Annotated in this window: 19 protein-coding genes; 10 read left to right on the forward strand and 9 right to left on the reverse strand. The window is 32.2% G+C overall.

The window, feature by feature from the left end; translation table 11 throughout:
- Positions 1-3 precede the first annotated feature (3 nt).
- The gene (glmS, locus tag ACY2IJ_RS00195; protein ID WP_476725140.1) at positions 4-1,848 is read left to right on the forward strand and encodes a glutamine--fructose-6-phosphate transaminase (isomerizing); all 1,845 of its coding nucleotides are present in this window, start codon (positions 4-6) and stop codon (positions 1,846-1,848) included.
- Between the two features lie 317 nt (positions 1,849-2,165).
- Positions 2,166-3,101: a glycoside hydrolase family 16 protein gene (locus tag ACY2IJ_RS00200; RefSeq protein WP_476725141.1), complete on the forward strand. Its 936-nt coding sequence runs from the start codon at positions 2,166-2,168 to the stop codon at positions 3,099-3,101.
- A gap of 2 nt (positions 3,102-3,103) precedes the next feature.
- Here the strand turns inward: ACY2IJ_RS00200 and ACY2IJ_RS00205 are convergent, their stop codons facing one another.
- The 5 genes from ACY2IJ_RS00205 to ACY2IJ_RS00225 form a co-directional block, all read right to left on the reverse strand.
- Positions 3,104-4,255, reverse strand: coding sequence for a cytochrome-c peroxidase (locus ACY2IJ_RS00205; RefSeq protein WP_476725142.1), 1,152 nt, complete (start codon positions 4,253-4,255; stop codon positions 3,104-3,106).
- 4 nt (positions 4,256-4,259) lie between these two features.
- Positions 4,260-5,636 carry a c-type cytochrome domain-containing protein gene (locus ACY2IJ_RS00210; RefSeq protein ID WP_476725143.1) on the reverse strand — a complete coding sequence of 459 codons (1,377 nt, stop codon included), beginning with the start codon at positions 5,634-5,636 and terminating at the stop codon, positions 4,260-4,262.
- Between the two features lie 108 nt (positions 5,637-5,744).
- Positions 5,745-6,878, reverse strand: coding sequence for an NHL repeat-containing protein (locus tag ACY2IJ_RS00215; RefSeq protein WP_476725144.1), 1,134 nt, complete (start codon positions 6,876-6,878; stop codon positions 5,745-5,747).
- A gap of 79 nt (positions 6,879-6,957) precedes the next feature.
- Entirely contained in the window at positions 6,958-8,475 is a 1,518-nt protein-coding gene (locus ACY2IJ_RS00220) for a DUF1501 domain-containing protein (RefSeq protein WP_476725145.1), read from the reverse strand.
- Positions 8,476-8,501: 26 nt separating this feature from the next.
- Positions 8,502-11,741 carry a DUF1553 domain-containing protein gene (locus tag ACY2IJ_RS00225; RefSeq protein WP_476725146.1) on the reverse strand — a complete coding sequence of 1,080 codons (3,240 nt, stop codon included), beginning with the start codon at positions 11,739-11,741 and terminating at the stop codon, positions 8,502-8,504.
- A gap of 120 nt (positions 11,742-11,861) precedes the next feature.
- On the opposite strand from ACY2IJ_RS00225, the gene ACY2IJ_RS00230 reads away from it, so the two are divergent.
- The 3 genes from ACY2IJ_RS00230 (at position 11,862) to ACY2IJ_RS00240 (ending at position 15,484) form a co-directional block, all read left to right on the forward strand.
- Positions 11,862-12,731: a helix-turn-helix domain-containing protein gene (locus ACY2IJ_RS00230; RefSeq protein ID WP_476725147.1), complete on the forward strand. Its 870-nt coding sequence runs from the start codon at positions 11,862-11,864 to the stop codon at positions 12,729-12,731.
- A gap of 204 nt (positions 12,732-12,935) precedes the next feature.
- A complete protein-coding gene (locus tag ACY2IJ_RS00235; RefSeq protein WP_476725148.1) occupies positions 12,936-13,472 on the forward strand; it encodes a hypothetical protein in 537 nt (178 codons plus the stop codon).
- Between the two features lie 152 nt (positions 13,473-13,624).
- The gene (locus ACY2IJ_RS00240; RefSeq protein WP_476725149.1) at positions 13,625-15,484 is read left to right on the forward strand and encodes a B12-binding domain-containing radical SAM protein; all 1,860 of its coding nucleotides are present in this window, start codon (positions 13,625-13,627) and stop codon (positions 15,482-15,484) included.
- Between the two features lie 3 nt (positions 15,485-15,487).
- Here the strand turns inward: ACY2IJ_RS00240 and ACY2IJ_RS00245 are convergent, their stop codons facing one another.
- Genes ACY2IJ_RS00245 through ACY2IJ_RS00260 form a run of 4 tightly spaced genes read right to left on the reverse strand, consistent with a single transcriptional unit; the run spans position 15,488 to position 18,351 of the window.
- The gene (locus ACY2IJ_RS00245; RefSeq protein ID WP_476725150.1) at positions 15,488-16,258 is read right to left on the reverse strand and encodes a patatin-like phospholipase family protein; all 771 of its coding nucleotides are present in this window, start codon (positions 16,256-16,258) and stop codon (positions 15,488-15,490) included.
- A 17-nt stretch (positions 16,259-16,275) separates the two neighbouring features.
- Positions 16,276-16,812, reverse strand: coding sequence for a 16S rRNA (guanine(966)-N(2))-methyltransferase RsmD (rsmD, locus tag ACY2IJ_RS00250; RefSeq protein WP_476725151.1), 537 nt, complete (start codon positions 16,810-16,812; stop codon positions 16,276-16,278).
- Positions 16,809-17,627, reverse strand: a complete 819-nt coding sequence (locus ACY2IJ_RS00255; protein ID WP_476725152.1) for a DUF3822 family protein — start codon at positions 17,625-17,627, stop codon at positions 16,809-16,811. The genes rsmD and ACY2IJ_RS00255 overlap by 4 nt, the downstream gene beginning before the upstream one ends.
- Positions 17,620-18,351 (reverse strand): hypothetical protein, encoded by a 732-nt coding sequence (locus ACY2IJ_RS00260; protein ID WP_476725153.1) that lies wholly within the window; start codon positions 18,349-18,351, stop codon positions 17,620-17,622. Before ACY2IJ_RS00260 ends, ACY2IJ_RS00255 begins: the two co-directional genes overlap by 8 nt.
- A 106-nt stretch (positions 18,352-18,457) precedes the next feature.
- Here ACY2IJ_RS00260 and ACY2IJ_RS00265 point away from each other — a divergent pair, with 106 nt between their 5' ends.
- From ACY2IJ_RS00265 to ACY2IJ_RS00285, 5 genes are all read left to right on the forward strand, one after another.
- Positions 18,458-19,891: an ATP-dependent DNA helicase gene (locus ACY2IJ_RS00265; protein WP_476725154.1), complete on the forward strand. Its 1,434-nt coding sequence runs from the start codon at positions 18,458-18,460 to the stop codon at positions 19,889-19,891.
- Positions 19,892-19,971: 80 nt separating this feature from the next.
- Positions 19,972-21,510: an alpha-L-fucosidase gene (locus ACY2IJ_RS00270; protein WP_476725155.1), complete on the forward strand. Its 1,539-nt coding sequence runs from the start codon at positions 19,972-19,974 to the stop codon at positions 21,508-21,510.
- A gap of 140 nt (positions 21,511-21,650) precedes the next feature.
- Positions 21,651-22,385, forward strand: a complete 735-nt coding sequence (gene pxpA / locus ACY2IJ_RS00275; RefSeq protein ID WP_476725156.1) for a 5-oxoprolinase subunit PxpA — start codon at positions 21,651-21,653, stop codon at positions 22,383-22,385.
- A complete protein-coding gene (pxpB, locus tag ACY2IJ_RS00280; protein ID WP_476725157.1) occupies positions 22,375-23,055 on the forward strand; it encodes a 5-oxoprolinase subunit PxpB in 681 nt (226 codons plus the stop codon). The genes pxpA and pxpB overlap by 11 nt, the downstream gene beginning before the upstream one ends.
- A complete protein-coding gene (locus ACY2IJ_RS00285; RefSeq protein WP_476725158.1) occupies positions 23,046-23,912 on the forward strand; it encodes a 5-oxoprolinase subunit C family protein in 867 nt (288 codons plus the stop codon). Before pxpB ends, ACY2IJ_RS00285 begins: the two co-directional genes overlap by 10 nt.
- The last annotated feature ends 15 nt before the right edge of the window (positions 23,913-23,927 follow it).

Raw genomic sequence — 23,927 nt, forward strand, 5'->3', positions numbered from 1 at the left:
ATTATGTGCGGAATTGTTGGATACATTGGAACTAAAAAAGCATCAGATATTTTAGTAGAAGGCTTAAAAAAGCTGGAATATAGAGGTTATGACAGTGCTGGAATTGCAGTTTTAGATAAAGACATTTTAATATATAAACAACCAGGAAAGGTAGTTAATTTAGAAAAAAGTATAGATGATAAAGTAGAAGGTGTAACTGTGGGAATTGCACACACTCGTTGGGCAACACATGGTGAACCTACACAAGAAAACGCACACCCACATAAGTCTAATAACGGAGAAATTGTAATTGTGCACAATGGAATTATAGAAAACTATAAGTTTTTAAAAGATGAGTTGTTAGATAATGGATTTTCTTTTTTAGGACAAACAGATACAGAAGTTTTAGTAAACTACATTCAGTACATACAAGACAAAGAAAAATTAAACATAGAAGATGCGCTTAAAAAAGCCTTACAAAATGTAAACGGAGCATATGCACTGGCTATTATAGATAAAAAAGAACCTAATAAAATGGTGGTTACTCGTAAAGGGAGTCCACTTGCAATTGGTTTAACAGATAGTAATGATGAATTTTATGTTGCTTCGGATGCTATTCCAATTATTGAGTACACACAATCTTTAGTGTATTTAAATGATGATGAAATTGTAGTCTTAGAAAGAGGTCAAAAAATGAAAGTGACCGACATTTACGGAGTAGAAAAATCATACAAAGTAAAAAACATAGACCTTAATTTAGATAAAGTTAGCAAAGGAGATTATGAACACTACATGTTAAAGGAAATTTTTGAGCAACCTTCTACAATTAAGAATACTTTATTTAGTCACTTAAATACCGAAAATGCTAATATTCATTTCGAAAATTTAGATGAATTAAAAGAAAAATTAGTAAAAGCCAAAAGAATAATTATTGTTTCCTGTGGTACTTCTTGGCATGCAGGTATTGTTGGAGAATATATTATAGAAGAATTAGCGAGAATACCCGTAGAGGTAGAGTATGCTTCTGAATTTAGATACAGAAATCCAATTATAACTAAAGATGATATTGTAATGGCTATTTCTCAATCAGGAGAAACAGCAGATACATTGGCCGCTTTACGTTATTCTAAAGCGCAAGGAGCTACAACTTTCTGTATTTGTAATGTTTTTAACTCTTCTATGGCAAGAGAGTGCGATTTTACTGCTTATACTTATGCAGGTGCAGAAATTGGAGTAGCCTCTACCAAAGCATTTACAGCTCAAGTAGCAGTTGTTTCTTTATTGGCTATTCAGTTAGGATTAGAAAGAAATGAAATATCTAAAGAAAAAGCTACTGCTTTAGTTCAAGAAATTAAAACAATACCATCCGTTGTAAATCAAATATTTGCTACCGATGACCATATTAAAACAGTGGCTAAAAACTACACAGAAACAACAAGCTTTTTGTTTTTAGGTAGAGGGATTAACTTTCCTATAGCTTTAGAAGGAGCGTTAAAGTTAAAGGAAATTTCATACATTCATGCCGAAGGATATCCAGCAGCAGAAATGAAACACGGTCCTATTGCTATGATAGAGGAATCTTTACCAACAGTAATTATAGCCACAAATAATGAATATTATGATAAGTTGGTTTCTAACGCTCAGGAAGTAAAAGCTAGAAAAGGACCAATTATTGCAGTTGTAAATGATGATGATAATGAAATGATTGATACAGCAGATTATGTGTTTAAAGTACCAAGAGTTTCAGATATGTTACAACCAATTGTCTCTGTTATTCCATTACAGTTGTTTTCTTACCACGTAGCGGTGCTAAAAGGATGTAATGTAGATCAGCCAAGAAACTTAGCAAAGTCTGTTACTGTAGAGTAGTAAAAACAAACAAAATAAAAAAAAGCCTCATAAATTTATGAGGCTTTTTTTATGGAAAAATAGCATTGTAAAACAGGAGTTTTTTGTTATGAATTGATTGTTTTAAGGGTGTTACAGTTGATTTGTGTGTTGTGAAGATACAAGCTAATATTATGATGAATTTATATTATATAAGACAATCAGACAGTAATTTAGTTATTGTTTAATTTTAATTAAAAAAGTATTGTAGGTCATTTTTTATAATGATTAAGCTTATATAGTGTTAATATTGTTGTTTTTTATAAGTTATTTTTAAATTAATTTAAAATTTAAAAATAATGAGGCTTTCAAACTTCTTTTTATTTAAGGCTAAAAATCAAACTTTATTCTTGTTGCTTTTGGTGTTGTCTTGCTCAACAAAAAATAATGATGACAACGTATTAGAAATGATTGATGATTTTTCAGAAGTAGAAGAAGCTAAAAAAGAAGAGGAATTGCCAAAAGTATATCCGTTTTCAGATAAAGTAAATAAAGGGAATTGGGTATTAAATAAAGACTTAACAGACGAATTTGAGGCTACAGTATTAGATGAAGAAAAGTGGCTTGTTCAAGGTAGAAATGGAGAGTATAGATCTAGATTTAAAGGAAGAGCTCCTTGGCAATTCTCAACAGAAAATATAAGGTTAGAAAATGGAAAATTAAAAATAACCATTAAACATGAGCCTAATTTTAATTGGGTAGATCCTGGCAATGAAGAATATAAATACACAACTGCAGGAATCAATACTAAAAAATCGTTTACGTATGGCTATATAGAAATAAAAAGCAAACTACCTAAAGCTAAAATAGTAGGATCTTTATGGACTACAGGTGATGGTGTTTTATCTGAATTAGATGTATATGAGGCAATTGGTAAGGGAAATAGAGAAAAATTAATGTGGTCTACCATTCATGATTGGTCTATTCCTAACCCTAATAAAGTTTGGACAGAAACAAATAGTTTGCCTTTTAGTTTTTCTGACGGATATCATGTATATGGGGCAGAGTGGAGTAAAGGTTCTGTAAAAATATATGCAGATGGTGAATTGGTAAAAACAGCTACGCAACAGTGGGTGGAAGAAAACGGTATAGATTCTAATAAATGGCCTTTAAATGGTGCACAGCGTATATGGATTGACTCAGAAATATTTCCATGGTGGGGTGAGCCTGAAATAAAAAATTTACCTGTAGATTATGAAGTTGAATATATAAGGGTTTGGCAAAAGGAAGAATAAGTTTATTCTATTTCTCCTCCTACTTTTAAGTTACTAGGTACTTCATTAGGAATTTCTTTATCAAAGTCTTCAGAATTTAAAGTGTTAAAAAAAGAAATAATAGAAGACATGTCTTTTACTTTAATGTTTATTTGTGGAACTAAGCTGTCCATTTGAGAGTTGTCAACCAAAGGGTTTTGAGAAATTCCTGTAGAAATATCTTCGTAAAATTCTAAAACTTCTAACAAAGTTTTTAACTTCCCGTTATGCATATAAGGTCCTGTATGTCTTAAATTTCTTAAGGTTGGAGTTCTAAATCCGTAAGAGTTTTCAAATCCATCATCGGAAAAATTTAGTTTGAGATTGTCTTTCATACCTAACGTGTGTATTTTATAATCGCTAAACATGGGACCAGAGTGACACAAATTACATTTTGCTTTTTTAAACAATTCAAATCCATCTTTTTCTGCTTGAGAAATAGCGTTTTCATCACCTTGTACATAACGGTCAAAACGAGAGTTAGGAGTAACCAAACTACGTTCAAAACAAGCAATAGCTTTTGCCAGATTGTTTTTATCAATGGTTGGGTTTTCTGGAAAAGCACTACTAAACAAGTTTTGGTATTCAGTAATTTGTTGTAGTCTATTTACAATAGTATCTATTATTACAGCTTCGTCAATTTTATGACCACGCATTTCTTCTAATGCTTGTATGGGTTTTAACGCTTGTTCTTCTAAACTATGAACTCTATTGTCCCAAAACATAGGAGCGTTGCTAGGGTTGTAATTACCTTTAATGTTAATTCCGTTGTATGCAGCATTTAGAACAGTATGTGCGTTTCTTTTTACAAGCGGAATGGTATTGTTCTTATTAAACTTTCTGCGATTACCTAAGCCAGTAGCATTGGCTCCTAACGATAAATCAATGTTTTCTGCATATGCAAATTTAGGATGGTGACAGGTGGCACAAGCAACATCTTTGTTTCCGGATAATATAGGGTCGTAAAAAAGTAGTTTTCCGAGTTTAATTTTTTCAGGAGATGTAGGATTGTCTTTGGGATGAATTACTTTAGGTAGAGGTATATATACATCATTGTTGTTATTAAATACAGCTGTTTTCTTTTGCTGACAAGCCCATAAAAAAACAAAAACAATAATGTATATATACTTACTCATTACTTTAATTTACACCAGCTACTAAAATTGGTTTTTTGTTCTTGTCTACAAATGTTTTTATATGATCTGTAGTTACTTTTGTTTGCCATAAATATACCTTTTCTAACTTTTTAAAAGAAGCAAGTATAGGTAAACAATTGTTATCAACTTCTGTAGCATACAAACCTAAAGCCTTTAAATTAGGTAAATTCTTTAACAAATCAACTCCTTTGTTGGTAATTGAATTTTTGTTAAGTTTTAACTGTCTAAGATTGTTGTAAGAAGACAGGCTACTTAAATGTTCATCAGTAATATTGTTTTTTTCTAAAGAAAGCCATAATATATTGTCTTTCATTTTGTTTAAATTTTCAAGTAGTTTTAGAGCATCTTCTGGAGATTTTGCGGTGTTGTTGGGTAATACAACATCATACAAATGACCTCCGTAAACCAATTCTCGAATAGCAAAACCTTTAGATAATAATTTTCCAATGTATAAACTGTCTACAGGTTGTACAGTTGGCATTTTATCTGTACTGTTTCCTTCTAATTTTAAATATGCCAACGCTATTTTAAGAATTTCATCTTTGTTAGGAGCATTGTTTAATTTAAAGTTAAAATCTGTTTTGTTGCTAGCAATCCAAAAACTTAATAATTTAATTTCTTCTTCGGTTAAAGGAGTTTTTCCTTCAGGAGGCATAAAACCTTTGTCGTGTGGATTCATAGTTACACGATGAATTAATTCAGATCCATCAACGTCTCCAGGGCTAACGGCTACACCTTCTTTTCCTCCTTTAAGAACACTTTCTAAATCATGTAAAGCCAATCCCCCTTTTTTCTTAGAAGGATTGTGACAGCTAGTACATTTTTCTTCTAAAATAGGAAGTACAACGTGTTCAAACATAGCTACTTCTTCTATCGTTTTAGGTTTTGTTTTTTCTTTAGGTTTTTCTCCAAAGGGTGCGTATTCTGTTAGATATTCTGAACCGTGAGTTAAGTTTCCTCCGTAGTGACCTGTAATGCTGATTAAAACAACCAAAAGAGTTAAGGTAGAAATGTTGGCTTTGAATCCTTGAAAAGCATTAATCTTAATTTTTTCGATGGAAATTAACCAGGCAATTAATGTAACAGCGGTAGTCGCAATTCCAAACCAAAAGTGACCGTCAAGCATAGGTCCATCATATTCACCAGTCATAGATAGCATATATCCTAACGCACAAGCTTTTACAGCTGTTAAAAAGGCAAATAATAATGCATAGGGAATGGCAGCTCTTAATTCATTTAAGTTTTTCCATTTGCTTATTAATTCTAAAAGAAAAGCAAACATTATAAATCCAATAGGTAAGTGGACAATTAATGGGTGGAATCTTCCTAGAAAGATGACTATATCAGCTACTTCGTTCATTTTGTATTGTGTTAAGTACCTTAAGAAAGGTACAAAGTTTAGTTGTTGTGTGTTTTAGTTTAGAGGTACAATAGGTAAGTACAAATTATTATTTTGTACTACTACTGTTTAAACTCTAGTTAATTTATATGGAGCAGAATGATTTGCGTTCCATTGACAGATGTATAAATTTTTGTCATTGTCTACGCAAACATCATGGCCATGTAAAATGGGTTTTTGAGGTAATTGATATGTTTTTTGCAACTCTCCATTTTGATAAACAGGTTGTGTTCCTCCAGGATTAGAAACTACTTTGTCTCCTTCCATAATGGTTACAAAACCTGTGTGGTCTTTCCAGTTTGTTTTTCCTTCTTTAGGTTGTGACCAACACACACCTGCATATAAGTTATCATCATCAAAAACAGCTCTACAAACTTGCATGTTTGGCATGTTTACAGTTTTAATGTATTTACCATCTAATGTATAGTATTTAAAACATTGCTGAGAACGAGAAGTACACACCACCATTGGATTATTTTTGTCTCTATAATCTATAGCCACACCATGGGCACTTACCAATTTATAATTTGGATCTGGATTGTCTTTTCCTCCCCAGTGACGAATGTATTGTCCGTTGGCATTGTATTGTATAATTCTACTTTCACCATAACCATCTGCAACATAAATATCTCCGTTAGGACCTATAGCTGTTTCGGTAGGACAAAAAGATTCACTTGGTTTGTAAACTCCAATAGTCATTGGGTGACCAATGTCAAAAAGAACTCTACCATCAACAGTTGTTTTAGAGATTCTACCATTGTGTTTAATCATTTTACCATTTGCCCCCATAGCCCATCCAGAATCTGCTATGTATAACATGTCTTCACCACCTTCATCATGAAGTGTCAATCCATGTCCACCTTGATAAGCTGTACCCCAGTAATCTAACAATTTACCAGATTTATCAAAGATTAAAATATTGTTTTGAGGATGATCACCAATCATAATTAAACGACCTTTGCTATCCATAACCATTTCATGACAATTCAACAAAGGAATTCTAGTAGGGTTTATTTCTGCCCAATTTTTTTCTAGTTTGTATTTGTAATCACCATGACCTAAAATCATATCCGTTTCGTTCAAAAGCCAATCAGATTCAGATTCACCTCTTTTAGAAATAATGGAAGCTCCAAAAGCCGAGGGAGCTGCAGCTACCATAGAGGCTGTAGTAGCTTGTTTTAAAAAATCTCTTCTTGTAGACATATGTATGTTATTAAAAACTGAAAGAGGTGTATAAAAATGATTTAAAACCGATGCACTTTCAGTTTGATTGTGAATATTTTTAAGTTAGTAAATCTTTTACTACATGACCATGTACATCAGTTAAACGGTAACGTCTACCTTGGTGTTTAAATGTTAGCCTTTCATGATCTACACCAAATAAATGAAGTAAGGTTGCATGAAAATCATGTACATGTACAGGATCTTTAACCACATTGTAACTAAAGTCATCAGTTTCTCCAAAAGAAAAACCTGGTTTTACACCTGCTCCAGCCATCCACATAGTAAACGCTTTAGGATGATGATCTCTACCATAGTTTGTTTTGGTTAATTGTCCTTGAGAATATACCGTTCTACCAAATTCACCTCCCCAAACAACTAAAGTGTCTTCTAACATTCCACGTTGTTTTAAATCTTTAATTAAAGCAGCTGTAGGTTGATCTGTTTTTCTAGATTGACTTTTTACACCTCCTGGGCAATAGTTGTGTTGGTCCCAACCTTGATGATACAATTGGACAAATTTTACTCCTTTTTCTAATAATTTACGAGCCATTAGACAGTTTGCAGCATAGGTACCAGGATCTCTACTATCTTTTCCGTAAAGTTCAAAAATATGATCAGGTTCATCACTAATATCGGTTACTTCAGGAACTGAGGTTTGCATTTTGAAGGCCATTTCGTATTGAGCCATTCTTGCTTGAATTTCAGGATCTCCATAGGCATCATCTTGAATATTATTTAAATGACCTAGATAGTCTAACATATGTCTACGATCGTTACCATCATAGTTTTCAGGATCACTTAAATATAAAACCGGATCTTTTCCTGATCTAAATTGTACTCCTTGGTGTTCTGTTGGTAAAAAACCATTCCCCCATAAACTAGCGTTTAAGGGTTGTCCTTTACCGTTTTTAGAAACTAAGGTGATGAAAGTTGGTAAATTTTCATTGTCAGAACCCAAACCATAACTCAACCAAGAACCGATAGATGGTCTACCTGGTAATTGGTTTCCTGTTTGCATAAAAGTAATGGCAGGAGTGTGGTTAATCTGATCTGTTTGCATTCCTTTTATAAAACACAATTCATCTACAATTTCTGCAGTATATGGCATTACTTCACTAACCCAAGCTCTAGACTCTCCGTATTGTTTAAATTTAAATGAAGATGGGGCAATAGGTAAGGTACTTTGAGCTCCACTCATTCCGGTTAATCGTTGGCCACCGATAATAGATTCCGGTAGTTCTTTTCCAAACATGTCTGTTAACTTGGGTTTGTAATCAAACAAATCCATTTGTGAGGGTCCACCACTTTGAAACAAGTAAATAACACGTTTTGCTTTAGGTAAATGATGAGGTAAACCTAATCTGTTTTTGTTGTAGGTTTCTAATATTTTTTCGGTCATCTTTTCTTGACTTCCAGCAGCCCATAATTTTTCGGCACCTAATAAATTTCCCAAAGCCAAAGCTCCCAAACCTAAAGAAGTCTTTTTTAAGAAATGTCTTCTATCTATTTGTTTTTCTATTTGTTGTAAATCTCTATTATTAGATCTAAATTTGCTGTTTTCTAAATCGTTACACATAGTTTTTTTATTTGGAGGTTCACAAATTATCTTTTGGTAATACTAGCATCAGCATTCATAATTGTACTTGCTACAATGGCATTGGCAGTAACTAATGCTTTATCATCTGTATTGTTAACTTTAAATACTCCTGTATTTAACCATCCTTTGGTTTTTTCTGGATGATTTTTAAATTTTTCGTATTCTTTTTGTTGTAATTCAGTTAATATTTTTAATTCTTTTTCTGTAATACTTCTACCTGTTAGTTTTCTAAATGTAGTTTTAATTCCTTCGGTAATGTTGTTTGCTTCTGCCATTTGTTTCCCTAACACTCTAGAAGCTTCTATATAAGTTGGGTCGTTTAAAATAACCAAGGCTTGTAATGGAGTATTGGTTTTTTGTCTACGAGAAGTACACAAATCTCTTGTAGGAGCATCAAAGGTCGCTAAGGTTGGGTTGGGAACACTACGTTTCCAGATGGTGTACATACTTCTTCGGTACAATCCTTCTTCACCATCTTGTTTGTATTCTGCACCGTTTACTTTCCACAATCCTTTAGGTTGATAAGGTTTTACACTTTCTCCTCCAATTTTTTTGTTTAACAAACCAGAAGCAACAAGGGCATTATCTCTTAACATTTCACCAGATAATCTTACAGCAGGACCTCTTGCTAACCATTTGTTATCTCCATCAACTTTTATTAATTTTTCTGATACTACAGAGCTTTGTTGATAGGTGTAAGACATCATAATAGTTTTGTGTAGTTTTTTTACATCCCATCCAGATTCTACAAAGTTTGTAGCTAACCAATCTAATAGTTTAGTGTGTGTTGGCAATTCTCCTTGGTTTCCAAAATCTTCAGAAGTGTTTACAATTCCACGTCCGAATAAATTTTGCCAATATCTGTTAACAGTAACTCTTGCTGTTAATGGGTTACGTTTGTCTGTAATCCATTTGGCCAATCCTAATCTGTTTTTTGGATATTCTTCTGGCATTGGAAAAATACGTTCTGGTACATTAGGAAAAACAGAGTCTGTTGGTGAGTCGTACAAACCTCTATCTAACACATATGCTTGACGATTGCGTTTACTTTCTTTAAGTACCATAATTTGCTTTACATTATTAATACTATCTACATAAGCCAATCTGTCTTTTTCTAATTTATGAAGAGCTTGACTGTAAGCATCTGAATTTGTTGCTAAATAATATTGAGTCAATTGCTTTTTTTGATTAGTAGATAAATCTGCATAATTTGCTTTTTTAAGTTCGTTAAGTGCATTTGATTTTGCCAATTGCATTACTTCAATGTCACTCAATTCTCTTTCGTATACCATTAAATCATCTACAATAGCATCTTTTATTCCTTTTCCTCTCCATACTGCTCCTATTCGTAATCCTGGTTCTATACGTTTGCTCTTTTTTCCGTACAATTGCAATCCGTGGAAAATAATGTCTTTATACAAGTTGTCAAAAATGGTTTCGGTTTTTTGTTTTTCACCGTTTACAAAAATTCCTACACCGTTGGCTGTACTAGAACCATCATAGGTCATGGTTAAGTGTACCCATTTTTCTCTAGGAACATCGTTAAGTGTTTGAACTACAATAGCGTTGTCTGGGTAAACATGTGCTAATAGAGCTTCTAATTTATTGTCTTTAATTTTTAAATGATATCCTCTAAAACTGTGTAGTTCTGGGCTGTTCATTTTATGAAAAATAACACCATCTTTTAAGTCTTTAGGAAGAAACACTTCAATACCAATTGTAAATGGTTCGTTTCTTTGAAAAATACCAATTTTATCTAAATCCATCCAAGTATCACCATTCATAGCCAAACCTTTTCCGGTTTTTCCTTTTTTAGTGATGATAGGTTCGTTTCTAACAAACTCTTGTCTCATTTGGTATTTTTGTTTTTCTTTGGTTTTAACTTTATTGGTTAATTTTCCATCGTTAAAATCAAAGTGCGCTACTAAATTTTTTGAGTTTGGTTTGTTGGGTATGTTTTTAAAAGCATTGCTAGCCATCCATTTGTTAGCTTTGGCAGCTTCTTTTTGAGCTACACTTTTGGTTTCTTTTTTTGTGTCTTCTACAATTCCTTTTAAATATGCTAAAACTTCTTCTTGCTTTTTAGTAGGTAGTAACATAGCAGGCACAGGTGTTGCTCTGTCCCAAGGAATCAGTCCTGTTTCGTCTACATTGTTAAAAAACGCAAACAATTCGTAATAGTCTTTTTGAGATATAGGGTCGTATTTATGATCGTGACATTTGGCACAAGCATAAGACAAGCCTAGCATTCCTTGGCTAACAGTTGCTGTTCTATCTGCAACGTACTCAACTCTAAATTCTTCATCAATAATTCCTCCTTCAATATTTTGTGGATGTAATCGGTTGTAGGTTGTAGCCAAACGTTGCTCTCTAGTTGCGTTTGGTAATAAATCTCCTGCTAATTGCCATGTAATAAATTGATCATAAGGCATGTTTTCATTAAACGATTTGATGACCCAATCTCTCCAAGGAGATACGTCTCTATAAAAATCGTTACTATAACCATGCGTGTCAGCATAACGAGCAACATCCATCCAGTCTAAAGTTCTTTGTTCTCCGTAATGAGGAGAAGCTAGTAAACGATCTATTTGTTTTTCAAAAGCGTTGGCAGATGTATCGTTTAAAAAAGTTTCGATTTCTTGTTCTGTAGGAGGCAATCCTGTTAAATCTAAAGAAGCACGTCTTAACAAAGTTTCTTTATCAGCTTTTTTAGAGGGATTTAGTTTTTTTTGTTCTAATTTATTTAAAACAAAATTGTCAATAGGGTTTTGAACTTTATCAGCCAATTTAACTTTTGGAATTTCAGGATTGTCTACAGGTTCAAAAGCCCAATGTTTTTTGTACTCTGCACCGTCTTCTATCCATTTTAACAATACGGCTTTTTCGTAATTGGTTAAGTTAAGATGAGACTCTGGTGTGGGCATTACATATTTAGGGTCGTTAGATAAAATTCTGTGGACCATTTCAGAGTTTTTTAAGTTCCCTGGATCAATAGCTACTTTTCCTGGAGATTCTGATAATTCTGCATATGCTTTTTCGGCAGTGTGTAATTGTACACCACCTAGTATTTTTTTCTCATCGGGTCCGTGACACAAATAACACTTATCCGATAAAATTGGTTTTACATCTTGATTAAAGTCTAGCTTTTTTGGCAGGTCTTTATATGCTACTTCTACTTCTTCAGGAATGCTAATTCCGCAAGAAAAAAGACAAAAGGCAGCAATTGTGTAAACGATCTGTTTCATGTAAAAGTTGTTTTTTACAAAATTAACTTTGAACCTTATGTGTTTTCTTATATTTGTCAGATATTTTTAAGTATAAATCCGACTTTTAATGCTCTTTTTATGTATTAATCTTAATAAAGTATGTATAAATCTATAGAAAATATAACATTATCTCTTTTAAATGTAGGATATGTTAGTTTAAATAAGAAATGGAATTACGAGAATGTTATGAGTCCTTTTTTTAGAATGTATTATATAACAGAGGGTGAGGCAAAGGTTTTTCATCACAATCAAGAATATGTTTTAAAACCCGGATATATGTATTTGGTGCCTAGTTTTACCTATAGTCATTATAAATGTGATGAACATATGAATCAGTACTATATAAGTGCTGTTGAGGTTTCTGAAACAGGACATTCTATTTTTACGTTGTTGAATTTTATTTATGAGGTTAAGGCAGATCATATAAGTTTACTTTATTTTAAAAGACTTTTAGAATTAAATCCTAATAGAAGAATAGTAAGAGATGACCCTAAAGTGTATGACACAGAAGACGGACTTAGAAATTTTAAAACAGAAAATCAGAAATTATCAGAAGGAGCTTATTTAGAAACTGCAGGACTGCTTAAAAGCATACTTGCCAAATTTGTGGTTGCTTATAAAAGACAAGAAGCTTTAAAAGAAGATAAATCTAAGTTAAAAGGAGTGATCAATTTTATAGAGGTTAATTTGCACACACAAATAACAGTTAAAGATTTGGCAGATTCTCAAAATTTAAATGTTGATTATTTTTCGAGGTTATTTAAGAAAATATATAAAATAAGACCTAATGAATATATTCAAAAAAAAAGGGTAGAAAGAGCTCAATTGTTGTTAATGGCTTCTTCTAGTTCTTTGCAAGAAATATCTGATACAGTAGGTTTTTCTAACATTTCTTATTTTTCTAGAGTATTTAAAAAATATACACAAAAAAGCCCTTTGCAGTATAGAAAAGAGAATTGGACAGTATAACCACAAACTGCGTTAAAACGCAGTTTGTGATTTTTTTCGACGAAATGTTTTTTTTTATCGTTAAAATGTAGTTTCTTTGAGGTAAGAGAATAAAATGTAATATTAACTAATTATTTACTTATTACGTTTTTTTAAATTTTAAATGTTGTGGTTTAAGGTTTACAAAACAAACTAATAGGAAATAATACAAATTATCTTAATGCTATGAAAAAGATAAAAACATTAATAATAACTGGAATGGTTGTGGTTCTAGGATTATGCAGTAAAGCGGTAGCTCAAAACGGAATTATTCAATTGTCTATAGATCCAACAATGTTGGCAAACGGTCCCTATGCCGATAGCGAACATGGAGAATTAGACATTGTGTTTAAAGGAGCTAAAATTTTTAAAGAAAATAATGAAATAGGTATTTTTGTAGAGCAATTTTCTGCAATGAAATATACAAGTGCAGGGTTTTTGTACAATAGAAAAGCAAATATATTTCCAGAATCATCGGCTATGTGTGATAGTGTTGAAACATTGTTTGGAGTTGATGCAGGAACTATTAAAAGAAAAATAGAAGGACATAATGATATGTATCTAACAGTAGGTTTAAATGCTGAATTTAGATTTTTATTATCGAAAAAGTTTGGTTTTAACCTAACCTCAAATTACAGATACAGAGGAGATTTAGATAAAATTTACAATGATAATTCACCATTTGTATTCAGCGGTTACGTTGGGGTGTTTTATAAGCTATAACTCATAGCGTTAATTAATTATTAGGGTTAATTAGTTAATTAAAGACTCACTTGGGCTACCCTGCCTTAGTGGGTCTTGCTATTTTAAATAATACACTTTTACTAGGCATATATTAATTGTGTAAGATTATCTTTGTAGTCTAAAAGTATTATATGCCTGTAAACACTTTATTAATAACACCTCCTTTTACTCAATTAAACACAGCTTATCCTGCAACGGCTTATCTTAAAGGATTTTTAGAATCTAAAAATCTAAGAGTATCTCAAATGGATTTAAGCATAGAGTTGTTTACAGCTATTTTTACCAAAGAATTTATAGATGCAATATTTAAACAAGCAAAAATGCTTGAAAACAATGACTTTCCTTTGGTTTGGAAACAAAAGGAAGCATATATAAATAAAGTAGATACAGTAATGAACTATTTAAGACAGCAAGAAGTTACAGCTGCTTATCAAATAGTTCACAAAGATTTTTTGCCACACGGACATAGAAGAATAAAACTTCAAAAAGATTTGAGTAATGAGTTTGGTAAACTTGGAATTTTAGACAAAGCCAAACACATAGCAACCTTGTTTGTAGAAGAATTAGGAGATTTTATAAATGCCAATGTAGATGAGTTTTTTTCTTTTACAAGATATGCAGAACACATAGCTAGAGCAGCTTCTAGTTTTGATACGATTGATGAGTTTTTACAATACGAAACCACTTTGATAGAAGATGAAATGTTGTATCTCCTAAATGAAAAATTACAACAAGAAGAATACAATTTAATATGTTTTACAGTTCCATTTCCAGGAAACTTGTTTTCTGCTTTGCGATGTGCTCAGTTTATAAAAAACGAATATCCACATATTAAAATAGCTATGGGAGGTGGGTATTGCAATACTGAACTAAGACGTTTGTCTGATTCTAGAATTTTTGAATTTGTTGATTTTATTACGCTAGACGATGGAGAAGGCCCTTTGTTAAAAGTTATAGAGTTTGTTGATGGATTGATTACCTCTGATCAATTAGAAAGAACCTATGTGTTAGAAAATCATAAAGTTGTTTATTTAAATAAAACTCCTAACACCATTTTTCATCATAAAAACTTGCCGGCTCCTAGCTATGTGGGCTTGCCAAATGATAAATATCTATCGTTTTTAGATGTAATGAACCCAATGCACCGAATGTGGTCCGATGGAAAGTGGAATAAATTGACCATTTCTCATGGTTGTTATTGGAAACAATGTTCTTTTTGTGATGTAACTCTAGATTATATAGGGAATTATGAGAATACCACAGCTGATGATTTGGTCAATAAAATTGAAAAAATAATTTCTGAAACAGGAGTTACCGGTTTTCATTTTGTTGATGAAGCCGCTCCACCCAAAATGTTGCGAGCTTTGGCTAATAAACTAATAGAACGCAACGTATATATAACTTGGTGGACCAATATTAGATTTGAAAAAACGTTTACAGCAGAACTATGTTCATTATTGTCTAAATCAGGATGTATTGCGGTTACAGGTGGTTTAGAAGTTGCATCGGATAGGTTGTTGGCTAAAATGAAAAAAGGGGTAGATATTAAACAAGTGGCTAATGTAACCAAAGCTTTTTCTAATGAAAATATTATGGTACATGCGTATTTAATGTTTGGGTTTCCTACAGAAACAGCGCAAGAAACCATAGATTCTTTAGAGGTTGTTCGTCAATTGTTTTATCACAATTGTATTCAATCTGCTTTTTGGCATCAATTTGCTTGTACGGCTCACAGTCCTGTTGGTAAAAATCCAGATGCATTTGAAATTCAAATCATAGGTCCTAAGTTTAAAGGGTTTGCCGAAAATGATCTGTATCATGAAGATCCTAAGGGGGCAGAACATCATTTATTTAGTGAAGGGCTAAACAGAGGCTTAAACAATTATTTAAATCACAAAGGCTTTGATATTCCGTTGCATACATATTTTAATTTTAAAGTACCCAAAACAACTTTACCTAAGAATTTGATTGAAACTTATTTAGAAAATTAGGGATTATACTAAGTGCGGAGCAAAACTCTTTAAAGCTTCTTCGTAACCTTTGTAAATTAAACGTTCGGTTTGTGAAGTGTTAATTCTATCAAAGGCAGATAGATCTGGAGTAATCAATATATCGGCTCTTTGAGTTTGTGCTTTGGCTGCTGCTTCTAATGTAAAGTGAAAACTATTTTGTAAAACCTCTATCATATTCTGAGGTTTACCATACATGTGTTTTGCATTCAAATCTATAGCTACAATATTTGTTGCGTTCATTTCTTCTAAAGCAGAAATAGGTACGTTTTCAGAAACAGCACCATCAACAAGCATTGTATCATTAATAATTATAGGTTTAAAAATACCAGGAATACAAGAACTGGCCATTACAGCTTTAGAAACACTACCTTTTCTTAAAATTACTTTTTCACCATTAGAAATATCGGTAGCTAAAATAGCTAAAGGAATTCTAGCATCTTCAATATTTACTTTTCCAATATTAGCCTCCATAAAATCAGCAATTTTGGTATTGCTAAGCAATCCGTATTTGGAAATAGAAAAAGCAGTAATGTCTCTCCAACTAATTTCTAAAGCAATATCTTTTACTCTTTCACAATTATTGTCAAAAGCATATAAACCGGCAACCATAGCACCAATACTTGTACCAGCAATCCATTGTATGTCTAAACCAAGTTCTTCTACAGCTTTTAAAACACCTACGTGTGCAGCTCCTAAAACAGCCCCACCTCCTAAGGCTAAACCAATTTTGTCACCTTTTTTTAGTGTTTTCATTGTGTGTGTTTGTGGGTTTACTTTTCAAAAAAACTAAACATGCAACCACCATACCTTTTAACTTGTGTAAAGTGTTCTAAATGACTTAAATCTGTTTGTTGGGAGTGTTCTATTACCAAAGTACCCTCTTCATCAAGCAATCCTTTTTCAAAAACCAAATTGGCTATGTTAGAAAATTGTTCGTCACTAAAATCGTATGGAGGATCTGCAAAAACAACATCGTATGTACCTTGATGTTGTTCTAAAAAAGAAAAAACATCTGCTTTAATGGTGTTAATATTAAATTCTAATTCTTTGGCTATTTTGTTAATGTAATAAATACATCCGCTGTGTTTATCTACCGACAAAATGTCTTCTGTTCCTCTAGAAGCAAATTCAAAACTAATGTTTCCTGTACCGGCAAACAAATCTAAAACATGAATATCATTAAAATAATACCAGTTGTTTAAAATGTTAAACAATCCTTCTTTAGCCATGTCTGTTGTAGGCCTAACAGGTAAATTGTTGGGAGCGGTTAATCGTCTAGATTTATATTTTCCTGAGATAATTCTCATAAATGTAATTGTAATAAGTTGTAATGTTCTTGAGGTAATGTGTTGATGTTACGATCAAGATTGGTGTTTAATTTAGAGTATACAGACAGGTTTCTAATATAGGTATATGCTAATTTAAAAAGGTCTGTTTGTTCATGAATGGTACCAAATAATGTTAAATTAAATTGGTTTGGATCCATTTTTAGTTGTTCTGCTACAAATAATATGTAATATACAAAGTCTTCTTTGGTTTGATAATTAAAATGATTGGCAAGAATTAGTTGATTGTTTTCTAAAACTACCAATTGAAAATCACGTTTAAAAACATTAATGAACATTTCTTTTTTAGAAACATTAAAGGTTTTTAAAAGATTTATTAAAAATACAGAAGAACTATGTAGGTATGTAAATTCACCAAAAGAATCAAAAATAAAATTATTAATATTTACAAAAGGAATGTATACATTATTGGCTTTTATAGAATGAATTTCATCGTAGCTTATAAAATCATTTTCAAAAGTTTTGATGGTGTTTTGTAAATATACAGACAACATACTTTCATCAAAAAAAGTTTGAGGAACATATGTGCTTAAGTTGTTGTGGTGTATAATAGTTACTTCATTATATGTATTGTGTAGTATTTCTTCTTGTTCAAAAATTTGTTTTACTTCTTGTAAAAGAAGGTTTGGGTTCAGAATGTTTTGCTCTGAAAAGTAAATATGTTTAAAAAAAAGATATTTATTTTGTTCAGGAGAATACGTACAAAAAGAAAATCCATCCGAACTTAATTGGATGGATAATCTTTTAATATTTTGTGTAAGAGTTTCCTTATTCATTTCTTACCATTGCATCAAATAAAGGTGGCCAGTTTCCGTTTACACTTACTTCGTTTAAAGAACCAATGCTAATAAATGCACCAGGAATATCATCTCCACCTAAAGCTTCTTTTTCTTGCTTTATTAAAGATTTATTCATTCCTGCTAAAACTTCTGCTTTGTCAATTTTTACTTCAAACACTGAAGCTAAAATTTTATTAGCTCTTAATATAGCCGATGTTTCAATTTTAAAATCTTTATCAGTACCAGGAATTGTTAGCATGTTTTTGTAATCACGTCCTTCAAATACTTTATCCTTTACAGATTCGTATCCAATAGTGTCTGTAACTTTCTTTTCTACTTCTACCCATAAAGGAGACCAAGAGGTTCCTCTGTTTTCTTTTACAATTTCTGTATGTGTATCTGTAACAGGGTATTTAGCTGTGTCAATAAACTTAATTAAGTCATCACCATTGCTTGTGAATTTTCCTAAAATTTCATTGTGAGCATCTTCTGCATCTGCAATCATTTTTAATTGCTTAATTACTTTTGCATAACGTACTTTTTTCTCTTCATGAAATTTAATGGGTTCCATAATACCGCTGTAAATTAAATAAGATAAGTATCCTGCTGCTCCTAGTAATACAATAGATACAATTGGAGTTAATTTAATAGGTAAGAATTTTACAATAAGTAATGCCAATCCAAAAGCTACTACTACACCTAAAAGAATAAATAAAATCATTGTTTTTTATTAATTTTATAATGAACGAAGACAAATCTACAATTTTTTTTTATTGATAAAAATTTTTAGGAGGTTTTCAATCTTTATATTTGTGTAAACTTTTTACATGATAAAAACAGCTCCCGAATTTTACAAAAGATTACATCAAAAATTTCCTTTTGATCCTACCAAAATTCAAGAAGAATTATTAAATCAATTGGCCGAATTTTCTTTTGATAAAGATGACGATGCCATTTTTATACTAAAAGGTTATGCAGGTACAGGAAAAACAACAACCATTAGTACCTTTGTCAATCATTTATGGGAAGTTGGTAAAAAAGCTGTGTTGTTAGCTCCAACAGGTAGGGCTGCTAAAGTAATTTCTAATTACTCTAAAAAAAAGGCCTATACCATTCACAAAAAAATATACCATCCTAAAAAACAATCTAACGGTAATGTTGCTTTTGTAAAACAACCAAACAAGCATACCAATACGATGTTTATTGTAGATGAATCTTCTATGATTGCAGACAATTCTGGTGAAGTAAGTTTGTTTGATAACAATTCTTTGTTAGACGATTTGATGGATTATGTGTACAATGGTTTTAACTGTAAGTTAATTTTTATTGGAGATACTGCACAGTTACCACCGGTAAAATCGGAGTTAAGTCCTGCGTTATCGGAAGATCTATTGTCAATAAACTATCATAAAAACCCTTATTTGTTAGAATTAGATCAGGTGATGAGACAAAATGAAGGGTCTGGAATTCTAACCAATGCAACCACCTTAAGGGGTCAGTTGGAAAGAGATGGTTTTTATGATTTTCAGTTTGATTTAAATTTTCCAGACATTGTTCGTTTAGAAGATGGTTATGATATAGAAGAGGCTATTGTAAATGCATATGATAGAGCAGGAGTAGAAGATACAGCGTTTATTGTACGTTCTAACAAAAGAGCAAATCAATACAATCAACAAATAAGAACCAAAATTCGTGGTCAAGAAAGCGAAATTTCTGCTGGGGATTATGTAATGATTGTAAAGAACAATTATTTCTGGTTAAAGGACACCACAGAGGCTGATTTTATTGCCAATGGTGACATTGCCGAAGTACAAGAGATTTTTAATATTAAAGAATTGTATGGTTTTAGATTTGCCGAGGTAAAATTAAGATTGATTGATTATGCAGATTTAAAACCTATAGAAACCGTTTTGTTGTTAGACACCATAATGTCAGAAACTCCTTCTTTAACTTATGAACAGTCTAACAGACTGTATCAAGAAGTTTTGCAAGATTATGCTGATGAAAAATCTAAATACAAACAAATGTTAGCGGTTAAAAACAACCATTACTTTAACGCTTTACAAATAAAGTTTGCCTATGCAATGACTTGTCACAAATCGCAAGGAGGGCAATGGGATACTGTTTTTATAGAGCAACCTTATTTGCCAGATGGGTTAACAAAAGACAGTATGCGTTGGTTGTATACAGCCATTACTAGAGCCAAAGAAAAAGTGTATTTAATAGGTTTTGAAAAAGATTTTTTTGAAGATCAGCCTTAAAAAATAAACCAATCGTTACAGCATCAGGAACATACGTAGTATCGTATTAGGTTTTAAACTCATAATTTGAGCAGGTAAATATGAATCAAATAATTATGTGTAAAAAACTTACGTTTCTTTTTTTAGCAATGCTATCTATTGTTTCCTGTAAAAAAAATAAAGAATCAAATTTAAACAGTCTTAAAGAGACCAAAGAAATTTATACTCCAGATTGGGAGTCTTTGTCAAAACATAAAACAGTACCAGATTGGTTGAGCGATGCTAAATTTGGAATTTATTTTCATTGGGGAGTTTATACAGTACCTGCTTATGAAAACGAATGGTATCCTAGTAAAATGTATATTAAGGATCATCCTGTTTACAAGCATCATTTAAAAACCTATGGTTCTCAAAAAGAATTTGGGTATCATCATTTTGTGCCCGATTTTAAGGCAGAGCATTTTGATGCCGATGAGTGGGTTTCTTTGTTTAAAAAAGCGGGAGCTAAGTTTGCTGGACCTGTAGCGCAACATCACGATGGTTTTGCCATGTGGAAGAGTAAAGTAAATCCTTGGAACTCTTTTGATAAAGGCCCTAAAAAAGATATTACTGGAGAGATAGCTAAAGCGATTCGTAAAAACGACATGAAGTTGATAACAACCTTTCATCATGCAAGAAATTTACAGAGAAATGCAGATCAACCAGAAAATTGGGGAGATTTTAATAGTCATTACACCTACAATCCAGACTGGCATACATCATCTAAAGATCCAGAGTTAAGTATTTTGTATGGAAACATGCCTAAAGAAAAATTTCATCAAAATTGGGCTCGTCAAATTAACGAAGTCGTAGATCAATACCATCCAGATGCTATATGGTTTGACTCTTGGTTGGATTTTATTCCTGAAAAGATAAGGCAACAAATGTGTGCCGATTATTTTAATGAAGCTGCTAAAAATGATCAAGAAGTATTTATAGGTTACAAACAACGAGATTTACCTAAAGAAATTGGAGTATTGGATATAGAGCAAGGAGGTAAAAAAGATATTACAGAAAAGTTATGGATGACAGATATTACCTTGAGTTACAAATCTTGGAGTTATGTTGAGGGACAAACCTATAAGGATACACACATGGTAATGAGTAATTTGATTGATGTGGTGAGTAAAAATGGAGTTGTTTTGTTAAATGTTTCTCCTAAGGCTGATGGAACCATTCCACAAGAACAACGCAAGATTTTATTAGAAATGGGAGATTGGTTTTCTAAGTATGGAGAGGCTATTTACAACACCAAACCTTGGGATGTATTTGGATTTGGAAATGCTCAGAGTGAAGAGGGAGTTCACGGAGGTCAGTCGGCTACAATTAAATACACCGCAGATGATATACGTATCACCCAATCTAAGGATGAAAAAAGTATGTATTTAATTTTCTTAGGAAAACCCAAAGTAGGCAAAGAGGTTTCTCTTCGTTTATTGGCAAAGCATAGATTGCCTCCGCGTTCTAACATAAAACGTATTGTGGTTTTAGGTTCTGAAACTGAAGTAGCTTATGATTGGGGACATTCAGGTTTTAAACTAACCATTCCCGATGCTCCTATGAGTGATATTGCCACAGTATTAAAGTTTGAATTGGAATAAAATAAAGAACCACTTAATTATTAAGTGGTTTTTTTAGCTGTTATAGATATTGATTTCTTTTCAAAATATTTAACTGTATATAGTTCTTTTTTGTTTTTAATTATTTCTAAATTCACTTTTAATAATCAACAAAATTAGAAATGGATATTAATGCAGATTTAGGAGAGGGTTTTTTGTTTGATGAGGAGTTAATGCAAAAAATTTCTTCATGTAATATTGCTTGTGGAGGCCATGCAGGTACAGAAAACTCCATGAGAGCTACCATTCGGTTGGCTAAAAAATATGGAGTAACTATTGGAGCGCATCCTTCGTATCCAGATCCAGAGCATTTTGGACGTAAAGAAATGGAAATTGCTCCAGAATTGCTAAAAAATAATATCCAACATCAAATATTAACGCTAATTAACATTGCCAGAGAAGAAGGTGCTGTAGTTCGGTATGTAAAACCTCATGGGGCTTTGTATAACAAAGCCGCTGTAGATGAATTTACAGCCAATTTGTTGGTAGATGTGGTTAAAAACATAGAGCCTAGCGTAGCTTTAATGGGGTTGTCGGGTTCTGTATTAGAACCTATTGCTAAAAAGAATTACGTATTGTTTTTAAAAGAAAGTTTTGCAGACAGACGTTACAATAGTGATGGTAGTTTGGTAAACAGATCCGAAGAATTAGCGGTAATTCACGATAAAAAAGAAGTTTGGCAACAAATAGAAAAACTTTTAACCACTAAAGAAATAATAAGTGTGCAAGGGGAACCGTTAGTAGTAAATGTAGACAGTATTTGTTTTCATGGAGACACTCCAGAAGCGGTAGACTTAGTTTCTTATGTTTGTGAGCAGTTAAAGAAAAAAAATATAGAGATAAAAAATGCAATATGATGTAATTACATACGGAGAAAAAGCACTTTTAATGAGGTTTAAAAACGAAATTTCTTTAGAAGTTCATTACCAAGTAAAATCATGTTATTATTATTTAAAAAACAATCATATTAAGGGTGTAGAGTCTTTAATTCCTGCATACAACTCTCTTACAGTACTTTTTAATCCTGATAAAATTGAGGGAAAAACATTAAAAGTATTTTTAGAAAACACTCCTTTTCAAGTTTCAGATGAAATTTTACAAAGTCAAAAAACGGTAGAAATTCCTGTTTGTTATCAGGGAGATTTTGCTTTAGATCTAAATGAAGTTTCTAAAAAATTACAATTATCTCATCAAGAAATAATAGACTTACATACAGCAAAACCTTATTTAGTTTATATGTTAGGGTTTGCACCTGGTTTTATGTATTTGGGTGGTTTAGACAAGCGTTTGCATATGCCTAGAAAAGCCAATCCACGATTAAAAATACCTGCCGGAGCAGTAGGTTTGGCAGATCAGCAAACGGGAGTATACCCATTAGAAACTCCTGGCGGATGGCAAATTATTGGACAAACTCCTTTAGAGTTATTTTCTAAAGAACAACCTGCGTTGGTAGTTATGGGAGATTTGGTGCAATTTGTACCTATTACTGAAAATGAATTTTATAAAATAAAACAATCATGCGTATAGAAATTATTGCTCCAGGACTTTTTTCTACAATACAAGATCATGGTAGGTATAATTTTTTGGACAAAGGAATACCAACTGCTGGGTTTATGGACGTAGCAGCAGCACATTTGGCCAATTTATTGTTGCATAAAAATCCTTGTTCAGCATTAATAGAAACCACATTGTTAGGGGTAAAATTTAAAGTAAGCAAAGCTGTTACTATAGCCATAACAGGGGCTGACATGCAACCTAAAATTAACGGAAAAAAAGTAGCAATGAATAAAGTGCTACAAGTTCCAAAAAATGGAGTTGTTTCTTTAGCTGCTGCACAACAAGGGATGTATGGTTATGTTGCTTTTTCTGGAGAAATAAATGTAGAGTCTGTTTTTAATAGCAAAGCAACTTATGTACCAGCAACTATTGGTGGTTTTAAAGGAAGAGCATTGCAAAAAGGAGATGTTTTAACCATTGCTGATGCTAAAACAATAGAAAGCAATGCAAAGGTAAAAGCAACAACGTATAAAAATAATATTGAAATTGATTGTTTAAAAGGTCCAGAATGGGATCGGTTTAAAAAAGAAACACAATTACAATTTTTACAAACAGTTTATACGGTTAGTAAAAATAGCAATAGAATAGGAATTCGTTTAGAAGGAACCCCTTTAAAAATGCCTGTTGTTGATGAAATTATATCATCAGGAATAGTAAAAGGAACAGTACAAATTACCAAAGCAGGAACTCCCATTGTTATGATGGCCGATGCTCCTACCACAGGAGGATATTTGCGAATGGTAAACTTAACAGAAAATTCTATAAACAAATTAGCTCAATTACCAATAGGAGGTAGCGTTACTTTTAAAATTAAAGAACAAGCTTAATATTTTTATGTATTA

This window comes from Wenyingzhuangia gracilariae, from assembly GCF_056387575.1.

What these genes read in the sequence shown, in the direction of transcription:
- glmS (WP_476725140.1), top strand. Translation starts at nt 4, where the DNA reads ATGTGCGGAATTGTTGGATACATTGGAACTAAAAAAGCATCAGATATT.
- ACY2IJ_RS00200 (WP_476725141.1), top strand. Translation starts at nt 2,166, where the DNA reads ATGAGGCTTTCAAACTTCTTTTTATTTAAGGCTAAAAATCAAACTTTA.
- ACY2IJ_RS00205 (WP_476725142.1), bottom strand. Translation starts at nt 4,255, where the DNA reads ATGAGTAAGTATATATACATTATTGTTTTTGTTTTTTTATGGGCTTGT.
- ACY2IJ_RS00210 (WP_476725143.1), bottom strand. Translation starts at nt 5,636, where the DNA reads ATGAACGAAGTAGCTGATATAGTCATCTTTCTAGGAAGATTCCACCCA.
- ACY2IJ_RS00215 (WP_476725144.1), bottom strand. Translation starts at nt 6,878, where the DNA reads ATGTCTACAAGAAGAGATTTTTTAAAACAAGCTACTACAGCCTCTATG.
- ACY2IJ_RS00220 (WP_476725145.1), bottom strand. Translation starts at nt 8,475, where the DNA reads ATGTGTAACGATTTAGAAAACAGCAAATTTAGATCTAATAATAGAGAT.
- ACY2IJ_RS00225 (WP_476725146.1), bottom strand. Translation starts at nt 11,741, where the DNA reads ATGAAACAGATCGTTTACACAATTGCTGCCTTTTGTCTTTTTTCTTGC.
- ACY2IJ_RS00230 (WP_476725147.1), top strand. Translation starts at nt 11,862, where the DNA reads ATGTATAAATCTATAGAAAATATAACATTATCTCTTTTAAATGTAGGA.
- ACY2IJ_RS00235 (WP_476725148.1), top strand. Translation starts at nt 12,936, where the DNA reads ATGAAAAAGATAAAAACATTAATAATAACTGGAATGGTTGTGGTTCTA.
- ACY2IJ_RS00240 (WP_476725149.1), top strand. Translation starts at nt 13,625, where the DNA reads ATGCCTGTAAACACTTTATTAATAACACCTCCTTTTACTCAATTAAAC.
- ACY2IJ_RS00245 (WP_476725150.1), bottom strand. Translation starts at nt 16,258, where the DNA reads ATGAAAACACTAAAAAAAGGTGACAAAATTGGTTTAGCCTTAGGAGGT.
- rsmD (WP_476725151.1), bottom strand. Translation starts at nt 16,812, where the DNA reads ATGAGAATTATCTCAGGAAAATATAAATCTAGACGATTAACCGCTCCC.
- ACY2IJ_RS00255 (WP_476725152.1), bottom strand. Translation starts at nt 17,627, where the DNA reads ATGAATAAGGAAACTCTTACACAAAATATTAAAAGATTATCCATCCAA.
- ACY2IJ_RS00260 (WP_476725153.1), bottom strand. Translation starts at nt 18,351, where the DNA reads ATGATTTTATTTATTCTTTTAGGTGTAGTAGTAGCTTTTGGATTGGCA.
- ACY2IJ_RS00265 (WP_476725154.1), top strand. Translation starts at nt 18,458, where the DNA reads ATGATAAAAACAGCTCCCGAATTTTACAAAAGATTACATCAAAAATTT.
- ACY2IJ_RS00270 (WP_476725155.1), top strand. Translation starts at nt 19,972, where the DNA reads ATGAATCAAATAATTATGTGTAAAAAACTTACGTTTCTTTTTTTAGCA.
- pxpA (WP_476725156.1), top strand. Translation starts at nt 21,651, where the DNA reads ATGGATATTAATGCAGATTTAGGAGAGGGTTTTTTGTTTGATGAGGAG.
- pxpB (WP_476725157.1), top strand. Translation starts at nt 22,375, where the DNA reads ATGCAATATGATGTAATTACATACGGAGAAAAAGCACTTTTAATGAGG.
- ACY2IJ_RS00285 (WP_476725158.1), top strand. Translation starts at nt 23,046, where the DNA reads ATGCGTATAGAAATTATTGCTCCAGGACTTTTTTCTACAATACAAGAT.